The organism is Pseudomonas sp. SWRI154 (assembly GCF_014268645.1).
Classification (GTDB): domain Bacteria; phylum Pseudomonadota; class Gammaproteobacteria; order Pseudomonadales; family Pseudomonadaceae; genus Aquipseudomonas; species Aquipseudomonas marvdashtae.
The window spans coordinates 1-13,617 of record NZ_JABWQW010000001.1; the positions used below are offsets into that span (position 1 = coordinate 1).

A 13,617-nucleotide genomic window follows, 5' to 3' on the forward strand; every position below is an offset into this window, starting at 1 on the left:
ACCCTTGCCTTTGGCTAACACTTCCCCTTGCCGGGTGTGTAGAGGACTTGCACCTCCAAGTCACCAGCGTGGCCACCACAGCCAAGCTGGTCGCGCTTACGCGCAACGCGCCATGCCTGGCGCACGCAAAAAACAGTTGGCTGAGCCAAGGCAGCCACCTGACAAGTGAGTGCTGTATCGACGCAAGGTTCACCGGCGATACGTTCTCGCGGCCACGTGTTAGAGCGGTCCGCCCCCTGCATTTGAAGGCCTGCTCAAGCAGTCTCCGGCCTGGCCGATAACCTTTATGACGGCGGCCCTCCGGCCTCGCCAGGCTCTGCTGGTTGCATAGGGTAATGATCAATGGTTCTGCAGCTTAACCGTTTACTGACGATGGTTGCCTTGGTGCTCCTGATTGCAGGTGGATCGGCATCGGCCATCGCAGCAGAGCCGCCGTTGCGCATTGTGACGGAGGAGTTGCCGCCCTATAACATGACCCAGAATGGTCGAGTGACGGGCATGAGCACCGAGGTGGTCGAGGCCGTGCTCAAGGAAATCGGTGTCGAGGCTTCGATCCAGCCCATGCCCTGGGCGCGCGCCTACGAACTGGCGCTCAATGAAAGCAACGTGTTGATCTATTCGATCGTCCGCACACCCGCGCGCGAATCCCTGTTCCAGTGGATCGGCGCCATCGCCCCGACCCAATGGTATATCTACTCGCTGGCCGAACGGCCGGTGAAGCTCAACTCCCTGGCCGATGCCCACGGTTACCAGATCGCGACCGTCAACCAGGACGTGGGGGAGCAATTTCTCATCTCGAAGGGTTTTCGCATCGGCGAGGAGTTGCAGTCCAGCAGCAAATACGAACATAACTACCGCAAGCTCAAGGTCGATCATGTGGAGTTGTGGATTTCCAACGAACTCAATGCCTTGTACCTGACTCGCCAGAATGGCGAAGATCCGGAAAAAGTATTGATCAAGTCGCTGCCACTGCCCGAGCTCAGCAGCGCTGACGGCTTGAACATGGCGTTCAGCCGCAACACACCTGCGCAGACTGTCGAGAAATTCCGCGCCGGCCTGGAGACCATTCGTCGCAACGGCGTCTACGACGCCATCGCGCGCAAGTGGTTATGAGATGGACAGCAACTTCGGACCGGGCTCCTCTCAACGATCACCGACCAAGGCACTCAGCTCCTTGGGACGGCGCCTGGTGTTGGCGACCTTGTTGTTCTGCCTGTTTTTTACCCTGGCGATGGTGACGTGGCGCACCTGGCTGGCCTGGGAAAGCAATTTGGCGGAGATGAATTCCGAGCTTGGCCTGATCGACCAGGTGTTCCAAGACACCTTGGCCCACGCCATTTGGGAAATGGACAGCGAATCCCTCGACAAGCAGCTCAACAGTGTCGCGAATGCCGCGCCGGTCGGACGCGTGGTGCTGAATGTCCTGCGGCCCGGCCGTTCGCCGCAAATCATCGAGCGCAATCGCTACACCACCGGCAACGCGGGCGCGGCCCCGGTGCTGCAGCGCCAACTGATCGCTCAGCCCTATCTCGGAGCGCATGAAAAAGTCGGTGAGCTGACCATCGAAGGCGACAACCAACTGCTCTGGAAGCGCCTGTGGGGCGAAGCGCGCAGCATCGTCATCACTCAGATCATCCAATCGATGCTGCTCGCCGGGCTGGTCATGACCATGTTCAACCGGCTGGTGACGATCCACGTGGTGCATATCGCCCGGCATTTGGGCGAACTCGCTCCGCAGACCCTCAAGCATCACCTCAAGTTGCAACGCTCGGTGGACCGCCAGGACGAACTGAGCCTGCTCGAATCCCAGGTCAATGAGCTGCAAGACAATCTCCACGCCCACCTTGAGCGCCAACGGACGGACGAACTGGCAATCGCCGCCAGTCGCGATCAGTTGGTTGAGCTGGTCGAGGCGCGCACGGCGGAACTCCGGGCGGCCAACCAGGCCCTCGAAGCCTTGTCGCGTCACGATGCCCTGACGGGACTGGCCAATCGTCGCCATTTCGACGAGCTGAAGGAAATCGAATTTCGCCGCGCGGTCCGCCACCACACGCCGTTGGCCGTGCTCATGTGCGACGTGGATTTTTTCAAGATCTACAACGACACCTACGGCCACATGAACGGCGACCAGTGCTTGCAGCAGATTGCCGAAACCCTGCGTGACGTGTTCGGGCGCTCCGGCGAACTGGTCGCGCGCGTCGGTGGCGAGGAGTTCGTCGTCGTACTGCCCAACATCAATGCACAACAGGCTTGCGACGCGGCTCAACGGCTACGCGTCGCCCTGGCGGAGCGGGAACTGCCCCACAGCGGCTCATCGGTCTCGCCTTTCGTCACGTTGAGCATCGGCGTCGCCGAACTGGACCCCGAGGCCATGGATCATTTCGATCAACTGATGCAGCGCGCAGACCAGGCGTTGTATCGAGCCAAGCACCAGGGGCGCAATCGCGTCTCTCTATAAATCATCGTCAACGTCGAGGTCTGTATGCGCCACTCTCTGATGCTCTGCTCCTGCGTACTCCTGGCCTTGATTAGCCTCAAAGGCCAGGCCGAAACCATCGAGGTCGTGACCGAGGACTCGCTGTACGCTTATCTGCGCGATGACAAACTGGTCGGCCCCGGTATCCATATCGCCGCCGACACGCTGAAACAGGCCAACCTCAGCGACTTTCGCATGGCGCTGTATCCCTGGGCGCGGGCCTACGAGATGGCGTTGCGCGAGCCCAACGTGTTGATCTTTCCACTGGACCGCACCCCTGCCCGCGAGCAGCTGTTCAAGTGGGTCGGTGAAATCCATCGTTCCACCAGCCGCCTCTACAAGCTGCGCGACGCCGCCCCCATCACTGTCCACAACCTTGAAGAGGCCAAGCAGTACAGCATCGGCGTGATACGCAATGACGCCAAGCAGATCTATCTGCAAGACCGTGGTTTCAGCCGGCTGGTCGTGTCGGCGAACAACCACGACAACTTTCAGAAACTGTTGAACCGCCAGGTTCAATTGGTGCCAATGCCGGAGAACACGGCACGCCTGATGAGCCAGGACGCGCAGATGGATTTCAATCAGTTGGAGGAAGTCTATGCCCTCGAGGAACAGCCCCACCGGGTCTACCTGGCTTTCAGCCTGAGCACGCCGGACGAGACTGTCGCCAGGGCCCAGCGCGCGTTCGAAGCGCTCAAGGCATCGGGCGAAGTCGAGCGGATCATGAAGGAGAAGCGTTGAGCGGCGGCATCGGGCACGGCAACCTGGGATGAGTCAGGCTCAACGACCGTAAACCTTCTTCAATTGCTCTTGGGTCAGCGCGTCTTCGAACGGCACCGGCACCGACTTTACCGCGCCGTAGAGGTTGCGATAACGCCAGTAACTGCCGTTGTTGACCAACTGATAACCGCGCTCGACCACGCGCTGTCCATCCAGCACGTAACGCAGGGTTTCCTGGGCCGCTTCCGGCGGCGCCGGTAACATCAGGTCGGTTGCCAGCACCCGCATCGACTCGTCAATGCATTCGTTGAGCACTGTCGTCACTTGCGCCAGATCCAGCTCGCCATCATCAATGCAACGCTTGCCGCAGCGCCTGATCGGCTGGCTGGAGACTTCGATGCGCATGCGATACAGCGCCGAACCGGCGATATCCTGGACCTGCACCTGATTGATCAGCACGAAGCTGCCACGATCAGGTGTGAGCATCAGTTTAGGTTCGATGACCAGCCGGGCGTTGATGTCGCCCGTCCCCTGCTTGAGGCCGGCCGCCAGCGATGCCTGCTGGAAGCGCTGTTGCAGGCGCTCCTGCAACGGCACGCCAGCCAGCAGATCCGCCAGCGGGCGCGACTCCTTGGCGGCGGTATTTTCCGCATCGCGCTGCAAGCTGCCGCTGCCCATCTGGGTATTGATCAGGCTGGCAACCAGCAAACCGGCGAGCCCGGCGCTGTTGCCGGAACTGGCAACCAGGGTATGGCTCGACGACGCGGCCTTCTGCGCGGCCTCGGCGTCGACCACCGTGCTGGCACCGACAAATGCCTGCGGCAGTTGGAGATCCACCTTGACGCCATGGGCCTGGACGTAGGACACCGCATCCGGTGATTTGAAACCGGCCAGCGGTGCCGACTTCTGCGCGCATCCCCCCACCATCAGCAGGGCGAGCAAGCCGACCGCCATCAATTCACGGTTCATTGTTCGAACGGCGTGATCATTTGCTGGCGGCTCGAGTCCATGGCCTGATAAAAGGCGTTGGTCAGATTAGGATAGTCAGGCTCGTCCCATTCGCCCTGGGCGGCCTGTACGACAGCAAACGGCTTGAACCACAACAACTTGTTATCGGCCAGATCGACCACCATGCCCTGCCCAAACACCTGCGCCATGGGCACGCTGGTTGGCACGACGCTGTAATAACTACGGGTGGCGCCGGTCCCGATCACGTTGACCAACAGCAGGCGATCGACACCGTAGGTGGCCTTGATCGATGTCAGGTCGCGGGCGGTGTAGCCTTCGCGAAAACTCACTTCTTTGTATTTGCTCAGATCCACCGGCTCGTTGATGCGCTTGGCCTTGTAACCCTTGGCTTGCAACCTGGTGACAATGGCGTCTGGCAACGTGTTGAGGTCACGCACCTGCCATTTCTCGACATTATCGCTGAGCTTGCTGTTGACGCCCTTGTTGATGGCCAGGTCCAGCAGTCCCTGGTTGCCGGTTAACGCGAGGACGGGCTCGGGTATCACATTAATGGCCACGCCAATGGTCGGTTCCTTGGCATCCCAGAACTGTTTGTCCAGCGGTACCGGGGGTTGGACGTGGGCGCAGCCGGTGAGCGTCAGGCAGGCAAGTACAGTCAATGCTGCCAGGGTACGAAGCGTATGAGAAAACATGTATCAAGTCCTTATGATTAAAAACGATGCTGCTTGTGTCGGCAGCTACGCTGATAACATTAGTGGCACATTGATACTTTTCTATGAATTCCCTTTAACTCTCATACACTTCCTCGCTTCCCCTCGCCCTACATCATCGGCGAACTGCTCACCACCCGCAGCGCCAAGCCTTCGAATGCATCCAGCGTAATGGTGAATTCACCTTCTGGCGTGAGGTCGCCTTCGACCCGCTCGTTGATGATGTCCACCACCGGCCCCGGTGCGATACCGGGCAGGTGCAGGGTTTCGGTGATGGCCGTCGAGCCGAAGTTCAGCGCGGTGATTTGCGTACCTTTGCCGGCCGGCAACTCATGGACCATGATCAACAGCCCCGGATGCTCGACGTCCGGTATGAGTATCTGGCGGCTGGCGGCGATGTCGTAGGCGCGGCGCGCGGCCAGGATCCGGCGCAGTTGCGAAGCGAACGAGTCCGGGTCCTTCAACTGGCTCGGCAGGCTGCCGTACAAGGTTTTCGGGCGAGGCATCTCACCGGCCGACAACGGTGCTTGCGGGTTGAGGTCCACCAGGTCGTAGGCACCGCGATGAATCCAGCGCGTGTCGCCGTCGCGCATCAGGTGCTCGACCTGTTCCGCCGGCAACGGCAGTGCGCCCACCAGATCCCAACCCGACAAGGCGAACACCCCCGGCTGCATGGCGTTGAACATCACCAGCAGGAGATGGACCTGGCGGATCTGCTGGATATCGGCCGCCGTGATCGCATCGAGGTCACGAATGCCCAAGGCGGCGGTGATGATGCTCGCTGTCGTACAAGAGACGCCATTGGTGACGAATTTGAGGTTGTACGGCGCATGCTCGCCGGACAGGCGCTCGTACATCTGTTCGCGGATGTGCTCGCGCAAGATGCTGCCGGGAAAGGTCTGGCCTTGATACAGGTAGGTATCGTGAGCGTGCAGTGTCCAGAAATGCACCAGTTCCAGGGTCAGTTCGTCATGATTCTGCAACGCGTGGATCAGCGATCCCGGGTCGATGCCGAAGGCGTGCATCTGGCGCAGCATCAAGCGCAGGAATTCCGTGTCGCCCATCAGCAACGCATGCTGATAGGCCGGACGGGTGATGAAGTCGTAGGACAGGTCTGCCCCACCGTGGGACATGGCAGCAATGTCGTCCAAGGTCAGGTTCAGTTCCTGGAAACTGAAACCGCCTGCCTTGCGAATCGCACCGCCAAGCAATTGGTTGCCAGTAATCGACAGTGGATGGCTTTCAGACCAGGCAGTACCATCGAGCTTGCGCTCCACACCGAGGAACCCATTGGCATCCAGACGGAGGATCTTCGCCCCCATGACATCTACGGCGTGCAACGCGTCGCCGATGATCATCTGCTGCGCGGCAAACGTCGGGTCAAGCCAGTTCAACGACGGCTGGCCTTCCTTGAAGTAATGCAGATAGACCCAACGCCGCGGTTTGCCATCGACGCCCATGACGACCGGTGTCGCGCTCCAATCGGTTTCCTTGACGCCGGGTTCGAAGAAGATCACCCGTTGCAACTGGCCGACGATGTAGTGCTTGTCCCGAAGGGCGTCCACTTGCTGCGCGGTGAGGTTCTGCGCATCGCGCCCCTCCCCGACTTCGGGCAGCAGCGGCCAGTCCTCCTCACGGATCTCGACCATGTGGTAGAGCCCTGGATAGTCTTCATAGGCCATCTCCGCCAGGCGGAAATCCGCGCCCTTGCCGGTATGGGACGGGATGACGTCATCGATGACCACCGCGTTATGCGCGGCGGCCATGCGGGTCAACGCTTGGAGCTGCGCATCGGTCCCCAGGTCGGGGTCGATGTCGAAGCTGATGCGGTCAAAGTTGCCATCGATGGTTGGCGTGAACTCGGTGCCCTGAAGCCCGCCAGACCTTTTCAACGGCCCGTTGTGAATGCCCTGGATACCGATTTTCGACAACGCATGCCACAAGGTTTCGTCTCCCAGTGCCTCGAGCACCGTGCCATTTTCACGGGTGACGATGGATGCCGGGTACGCGGTAAACCACACCGACGAAAGCGCAGACGCATCGCGAGGACGGGTATGCGCGAAGGGCTGCTGCCACAAGCGACCTTGCCCCGAGTAAAGCTTGGCTCGCTGTCTCGCAGCGTGAAGCATCGATTGTTCGACCAGCCAGTCGACATGATTTTTCTCAGCCATCGTCATAAAAAAATCGCCTGTCCTGATGAAAAAGTCGCACCGCCCCTGGGCTCAGGGGCGGCGCTTATTAGTCATATGAGGCTTTGGACCGACATTCGTTGCAATCGTGTACCCATCTACGCAACGCCTTGCTCGCTCAATCACCGTTGAACGGCGCGTCCGGATTTCTCGCACCCGGCGGACCGGGCCTTTTCAGGGTGGAGCAATTCGAGCCATGGCCTGCCCCGTCGAGCCAGGCCTCGACAAAGGCAAAGGCATCGTCCAACGAGCCATGAAGCACGCCGTCATGCCCCAGCCCCTCATAGGTGCGCCAGATGACGTCGTTATCGGCGGCGCACAGGGCTGCCGCGACTGCGTATTGCCGTTCTGGCGTGATGGTTCGATCCGCCTGGCCCGTGGCAATGAACAATGGGAAAGCAACCGACGCTTGGGGTATATCAGTCATCGGTGTGCGCAGCGCAGTCAACGCTTCGGGAGCGATGGTCAGAAGCTCGGCAAATGAACCGATCTGCAATTCCTTGGATTTGGCGGCGATGTCCCGGGTACAACCCTGCCGGGCGACCCTTAGCAGTTCCAGGCCATCGTCTGTCAGGATTTCCTCTATCCGTGGCCCGTCGTCGCCCAGGGCGCCGGACGCCAACGCGAGGAACAGCGTATTGGACTGGCGTGGCGCCAGCGCAATCGGCCCTTGGGGGAACGTACTGTTCGCAGCGGTAAGCACCGCACCGAAGATGGGGAGTTCCGGTGCATAGCTGCCAGCGAGGATCGCCGCGCCCAGAGCCGCCCCTGCGCCCTGGGATTGTCCGGCGAGGATCACGCGCTTGGCGATGAGCCCTGGCCTGATTGCCCGGGCGGCGCGGATCGAGTCCAGCACCGAGCGCCCCTCGGCTTGCCAGAATGTATAGGGATGCGGCCCCGGACCTCCCAAGCCTTGGTAGTCGGTGGCGACAACAGCGAACCCGTGGGCCAGCCAGCGGTTGATGTAGGCCGAATCACGCTCGCGCCATCCCGCCCAGGACGGTGCGCAAACATCGGCGATCCCCAGCGTACCGTGGGCCCAGGCCAGTAGCGGCCAACCGTCGATGGGAGGCTTGCCCGCCGGCAGGTACAACGCCCCGCTGACCGGAACGAGGCCGGAGTGCCAGCGTGAGTCGGTGGAGCTGTAGAGCAGGCGCAAGGCCTGAGCGGCGGCGGGCATCTGCGGCTGCACCGGCAGGGTCTCGCTGCGCAGCACGGCACCGGGCAATCCGGGCATCGGCCCTGCCCAGCGATAGAACGGCGACAGCATCATATCCCCTGCCGCAGGGCCGACCGGCAGCGTACCGGCCGCCATGGCACTGGCCGTCACGCCAACGAACGCACCGATGCAGAGGCGTGTGAGGAACGCGATTTGGAAAATATTCATGAGACGTTCGCCTGACCGGAAAGAGCCTTGCGCAAGACGCTGCCCTGCGCAGCGATGACGTTGCGCACGACGGGGGCCACCTCGTTGAATCGGACAAACCCGTGGGTCATGTTCGCGAGCACTTGCAGGCTCGTCGCCACGCCTGCGCTTTTCAGTCGATTCGCCAGTTCGCGGTTTTCATCCAGCAACGGGTCCAGCTCACCAACGACCAATCGCACCGGTGGGAGGCCCGCCAAGTCGGCGATGATCGGCTGCACGCGCCAGTCATCCTCATCACTGGCCAGGTAGCTCGCCCAATAGGCACTCATCGTCTCGACCGAGAGGTTCTGGCCAGCGTATCCGCCTAGCCGCTGCCAGGAATCGGAGGTCATGTCCCGCGAGTAGCTGCCGTAGAACAGCAACAACTGCCGCAGCGCATCAATTCCCGCATCACGCAGCGCGATGGCAGCGCCCAGGGCGAGGTTGGCGCCTGCCGAATCTCCGCCCAAGGCATAACCGCGTACCGGGCAATCGGTGATCGTCCCCAGCTTGATGACCCGGCTGACGATCGCCAGCACTTCGTTGAATGCGACCGGAAAGCGATACTCCGGCGACAACGCGTAGTCGATGGACAGCACCGCCAGGCCACTGTCGCGAACCAACTGGCGCAGCGGCGCGTCCCAGCCGGCGAGCGACCCGTGGCGGAATCCACCGCCATGGCAGTAGAACATCAAGCAAGGCGTCTCATCGCCTTCCGGCCAATAGAGCTTGCAGGGCACCGTCCGGCCATCGACGGCAAACCCCAAGGTGCGTTCGTAGGACAGCGGCACGCTGCGGCGTGCCGCCCAGGCATTGATCCGTTCCAGTTGCGCACGGACGCTCTGCACATCCCCCTGAACGACCGGCAGCAAGCCTTGTTCATGCAGCGCCGTGGCCACCGCGAGCAAATCAGCATGAACCGGCGGCCGCGGGTCCACCGGCAGGCTTCCAGCGCGACTCATGGCCGAACGTCCCCGCCGGTTCGAAGTGCGTCGAGCAGAACGAACGCCCACTGGGCGCCGTGCATGTCGCGGTCCTGCAAGGCGCCCTGCACCACCGGTCGCGGCAGGCTGATCTTGATCACGTTCAACGCTTCGATGGGGAAAACACCGATCGACTCCGTGGGCCTGCGGAACAACTGGGCGATGGCCGGCGCCTGTAGCTTTGGCTCCGCTGCCAGTTGCGCGAAGGCGTGCGCATCCTTGCAGAACACATCGATGGTCAGGGAAAACGGCCCGGCATTCTTCGAGCGGATTTCATAGCCCAATGCTTGCAGAGTATTCATCTCACGCGCCCTCGACTGTTCTGATATCAAAGCGAAAAGGTGCCAGTGGATTCGCCACGACCATCACATGGCTGAGCACGAACTCATACACCACGCCCCGGTCCATCGACGCCGGCGAGAAAGGAAACGCGTGGGTAGGCAGGTCTTTGTCGCCGGGCAACGGAAAGTGCAGCAAGTAGGGATTGAGCAAAGCGACCATGTCCTTGGTGCGCTCGGCCGTCGCCGAGGTGGCGATCGCCATGACACCGATTTCCACCGGCGTGCCCGTTCGTGACTCGAGATCCCCCAGTGCGGCGTTCTTGCCGATGGCGCGAAACTGCAAGTCATAGTCGGCGGGACCGATACCCAGGTGCTTTTCTATGCGCTGGCGCATCACCGAGTCGAGATAGGCGAGCCATTCATCGAAGCGTTCAAGGTATTCAGGGTCGCGGACAATGCACATCACCACGGATTGGAAACCGCACGGTGCCGCACCTTCCAGCTTGACGGTGTAGTCCTCGCCTGGTTGCCAGGTCGAACCTTCGACGCGCACGGTCTGTTCGTCCAGGGCGGTATAGACGGCACCTTCTACGTGCAATACGCCACCGGGTTCAACAAGTACGTACGGGTTGCTGTTTTCATAGAGCATGTGGGCCATGACGGATCGCGGCGTCAGCCGGGCGCCCTCGCCGATAGCCTTGATGGTGAATCCCGTGTCGTCAATTGACGCCATCACCACCGCGTTGGCGGGCGTCGTTGTGCATGACGCGCCGCACTCGAGGATCTTTCCAGCGTGCCAGGCGGCGCCTTGGTGGGCACCCCGCATGATCGGCAGCGAAGCCATCACCGCCGTGTCGGTCGAGCGTCCGGCAAGGACGATGTCCGCGCCGTCTTCAAGCGCGTGCATGAACGGTTCCACGCCCATGAGCGCGACGATGCGCGAACAGCGATCGACCAAGGCATCGTCGATATGATCGAGCTGCAAGGGCCTGATGCGCTCCTGCGCCAATGCCTGTTTCACGATGCTTGCCGGTTGTTCGCTGTAGATACTGGCGATGCGTACCACCTGGCCCAGTTCGACAGCGATTTCCTCGCAGAGGCCGCGCATCAGATCGACGCCTGCGTCGGAACCGCAGGTGCCGCAACTGCCGATGATCAGCGGGACGCCTAGCGCCGCGCGGGCCTGCATGAACACGCGCAGTTCATCGCGCAGTATCGAAGCAGAGGCCTTGGTCGTGCCGGTGCCCAGATAGTGCGGCCCGGAATCGGTCGACCCGGCATCCATGGCGATGACATCCGGCCGTTCCAGCAGCGCCAGATCAAACGCGGCCCTCGGAAAACCGGTACCTATTGCGCCCGTGGGTGTCAGCACTTTGATTGAGTTGTTCATGGGTTCTCCTTCGAGCCTTCGCAGCGACGTCCGTCAGCGATCACGCAATGGCTGGGCGGGCTGCGGCCTTCCAGGACGGCTGCAACGCATTGGGCGGCAATCAAGTTGGTGCGATTGAGCCCCTCGACCGTCGATGCCCCGGCATGGGGCGTGACGACGACGTTCGGGAGCTGGATCAGTTGTTCAGTGACCGAAGAAAGCCTGGGGTCCGACTCGCTTTCGAAAACATCGAGTCCCGCCCCTGCCAGGCGCTTTTCTCGCAGGGCATCGAGGAGATCGGCATCGCGCACCAATCCGCCGCGCGCGGTGTTGATCAGCACTGCGCAGCGCTTCATCAGTGCCAACGCACGGCCATCGATCAGCCCCTGGGTTTGAGGATTGAGCGGTGCATGCAGAGTGATGAAGTCGCTTTCCTTGAGCAGTGTTTCCAAGTCCACAAAGCAACCGTCGGCTTGGGCGCTACCCGGTCGAGGAGAATAAATCAGCAGCTTGACCTCAAAGCCGGACAAGCGCTGCAGGACGCCCCGGCCAATCCGGCCCAAGCCGATGACGCCCACGGTTTTACGGTACAAATCGCCCCCAAGGGGAATCGACCAGTCGTTGGCGGCCAACCCCAGTTGACACTGCTTGAGTTGACGACAGACGGCAAGCATCAGCGCGACGGTGTGGTCGGCGACGCTGGCATCGTTGCCGCCGATAGCGATGGTCGCCACCTTCCCCGCCGCTGCTACCGCTGCTGTATCGACCCGTTCGTAGCCCACGCCGCGACGGGCGATGACCTGCAAGCGCGGGAGCGAAGCCAACAGGCTGGACGTGATATTCGCGTGCCCGACGATCCAACCGTCAGCGTCCGCCAGGAGATCCGTCAGCTGGCGTTCACTCAGGTCACCGTCGGCTTGCCCCGGAGCGAGTTCCGCGACGACGACCTCACAGCCATGGCTCTTGAGGAAGTCGCTAGCCATGGCGTCGAAGAATCGCTGTGTCACCACTACTTTATGACGAGGTTCAAACATCTCGGGCCTCCCGATATAGGTGTCCAATGATCAAAACGCGTAATCCAGATACACGCGGGCCTCGGAGCCGCTGACGACGTTGTCGGCTTGCGCGGAGATAAGTGCGACGAAGTCCTGGTCGATTCGGTAGTCGATATAAATCAAGCCCACCGAAAGTCCCGCGTACTCTTTTTCATCGAAGCGGTAATAGAGACGGTATTCATTTTGCCGCTCGGTCACGTTCGTGCGCCGGCCGCTAAAGGGATCGGTGGCGTCAAACTCACCTTGCTTGTAGATCGTCATGACTTTGAAACCGTCCAATGAAGCACCCAACAATGAATGCCCGCTCAAGTCATATTCAGCGCCTAGTTGCCAGGTTCGTTCTCCATCGTTATTAAAATCGTTACCCGAGCGTGTCCACGCGTCCATTTTCCCGTCGACGTTGTCGCCGTGGTCAAAGTAGGCGTAACCGAGTTGTCCGTTGCTCAACTGCGCGTGCGTCTCGGAAAAAGAAACACCCAGGCGAAGTTTGTCGAGCAACAGACCGACATTGATGTTCAGCCATGTCGCGTCATCGTCATAGGCGGCCTGGCCGGACTGCCAATCACGCTCCCAGATCCGCCCGGCTTTTTCGAATTCATAATATTGAGTGTCGAACACGATGCCGGCTTTATCGCCAAGCGGCGCCTTGAGCGTCAGCCCATAACGCGTGTTCTTATTGAAGTCACGCGACACACCTTGATCAAAACCAAGCTCGATGGCCTTCAAGTCGTACTTGACGCCATAGGTGTAGAGGTCTTTTATTTCCTCGCCTGTCTGGCTCAGCAGGTGTTCGAATTCTTCCCTGTCCCGAGGGGATGTGCGGTTGATGTAGGCGGTTTCAAACCCTAGCGTACCGGGCAGCGGACCGATCCCCATCTCGGTAAAACTCAAATGGGCGCGGCCACCCTGGTACGAACCGGGAACAATTCGAGTATCGAGCGTGACCAATGTCCCCGCATCGAACCGGCCCCGGCCTATTTGAGTGTCGGCATCCCAACCGTTGCCTGCATAACGCAACTTGAAGTAACTCTGGCCTACTTTTGCGAAACCGCCGTTGGTGCCGTCGGTATCGTCAAACAAGTCTCGGCCATTGTCTTTTGAATCGATCATCGCCACGCCATACAACGAGGCGTCAAACCCTACGACCCCGGCCCAATAACCGGAGTTATAGTCCAGTATCGCGCCGACCCCTGTTCCGCCCAGCTCCGAGCCATCCGGAAAACCACCAAAACGGTCCTCGATCAAGTCATTGGATATCCGCGTGTTGATATACATCGAGCGAAGATAGGCATTCAACTTTCCCTCATGCTGAAACCTGTCCGGATGACTGATCGTTGCCGACAGACAAAGATCCGATATAAACAATGTTGACAGGAACGTCATCGCGACGGCGTTAATCGATTTCATCGACCACCTCATCTATTATTTTTATTTTGACGTGAGCAGACGCGAACAAGGCG

The 13,617-nt window shown here is 60.6% G+C and carries 12 protein-coding genes; 3 read left to right on the top strand and 9 right to left on the bottom strand.

The window, feature by feature from the left end:
* The first annotated feature begins 342 nt into the window (after positions 1-342).
* Genes HU806_RS00005 through HU806_RS00015 form a run of 3 tightly spaced genes read left to right on the top strand, consistent with a single transcriptional unit; the run spans position 343 to position 3,217 of the window.
* A complete protein-coding gene (locus tag HU806_RS00005) occupies positions 343-1,113 on the top strand; it encodes a substrate-binding periplasmic protein (protein ID WP_186608817.1) in 771 nt (256 codons plus the stop codon).
* Position 1,114: 1 nt separating this feature from the next.
* Positions 1,115-2,458, top strand: coding sequence for a GGDEF domain-containing protein (locus HU806_RS00010; RefSeq protein WP_186608818.1), 1,344 nt, complete (start codon positions 1,115-1,117; stop codon positions 2,456-2,458).
* 24 nt (positions 2,459-2,482) lie between these two features.
* Positions 2,483-3,217 (top strand): substrate-binding periplasmic protein, encoded by a 735-nt coding sequence (locus tag HU806_RS00015; RefSeq protein WP_186608819.1) that lies wholly within the window; start codon positions 2,483-2,485, stop codon positions 3,215-3,217.
* A 39-nt stretch (positions 3,218-3,256) separates the two neighbouring features.
* On the opposite strand, the gene HU806_RS00020 is transcribed toward HU806_RS00015, so the two are convergent.
* The 9 genes from HU806_RS00020 to HU806_RS00060 all read right to left on the bottom strand — a co-directional run bounded on the left by HU806_RS00020 (position 3,257) and on the right by HU806_RS00060 (position 13,564).
* Positions 3,257-4,165, bottom strand: a complete 909-nt coding sequence (locus tag HU806_RS00020; RefSeq protein WP_186608820.1) for a hypothetical protein — start codon at positions 4,163-4,165, stop codon at positions 3,257-3,259.
* Positions 4,162-4,857: a hypothetical protein gene (locus HU806_RS00025; RefSeq protein WP_186608823.1), complete on the bottom strand. Its 696-nt coding sequence runs from the start codon at positions 4,855-4,857 to the stop codon at positions 4,162-4,164. Before HU806_RS00025 ends, HU806_RS00020 begins: the two co-directional genes overlap by 4 nt.
* Positions 4,858-4,985: 128 nt before the next feature.
* On the bottom strand, positions 4,986-7,052 hold the full coding sequence (gene treS, locus HU806_RS00030; protein WP_186608824.1) for a maltose alpha-D-glucosyltransferase: 2,067 nt from the start codon (positions 7,050-7,052) through the stop codon (positions 4,986-4,988).
* A gap of 130 nt (positions 7,053-7,182) precedes the next feature.
* Positions 7,183-8,451 (bottom strand): alpha/beta fold hydrolase, encoded by a 1,269-nt coding sequence (locus tag HU806_RS00035; RefSeq protein WP_186608825.1) that lies wholly within the window; start codon positions 8,449-8,451, stop codon positions 7,183-7,185.
* Complete coding sequence (locus HU806_RS00040; RefSeq protein WP_186608826.1) at positions 8,448-9,431, bottom strand: alpha/beta hydrolase fold domain-containing protein; 984 nt, start codon at positions 9,429-9,431, stop codon at positions 8,448-8,450. Before HU806_RS00040 ends, HU806_RS00035 begins: the two co-directional genes overlap by 4 nt.
* Complete coding sequence (locus HU806_RS00045) at positions 9,428-9,754, bottom strand: DUF4387 family protein (RefSeq protein ID WP_186608827.1); 327 nt, start codon at positions 9,752-9,754, stop codon at positions 9,428-9,430. The genes HU806_RS00040 and HU806_RS00045 overlap by 4 nt, the downstream gene beginning before the upstream one ends.
* Before the next feature lies 1 nt (position 9,755).
* Positions 9,756-11,123: an acyclic terpene utilization AtuA family protein gene (locus tag HU806_RS00050; RefSeq protein WP_186608828.1), complete on the bottom strand. Its 1,368-nt coding sequence runs from the start codon at positions 11,121-11,123 to the stop codon at positions 9,756-9,758.
* Positions 11,120-12,136: a phosphoglycerate dehydrogenase gene (locus HU806_RS00055; RefSeq protein WP_186608829.1), complete on the bottom strand. Its 1,017-nt coding sequence runs from the start codon at positions 12,134-12,136 to the stop codon at positions 11,120-11,122. Before HU806_RS00055 ends, HU806_RS00050 begins: the two co-directional genes overlap by 4 nt.
* Positions 12,137-12,166: 30 nt before the next feature.
* A complete protein-coding gene (locus tag HU806_RS00060) occupies positions 12,167-13,564 on the bottom strand; it encodes an OprD family outer membrane porin (RefSeq protein ID WP_238350081.1) in 1,398 nt (465 codons plus the stop codon).
* Positions 13,565-13,617 lie beyond the last annotated feature (53 nt).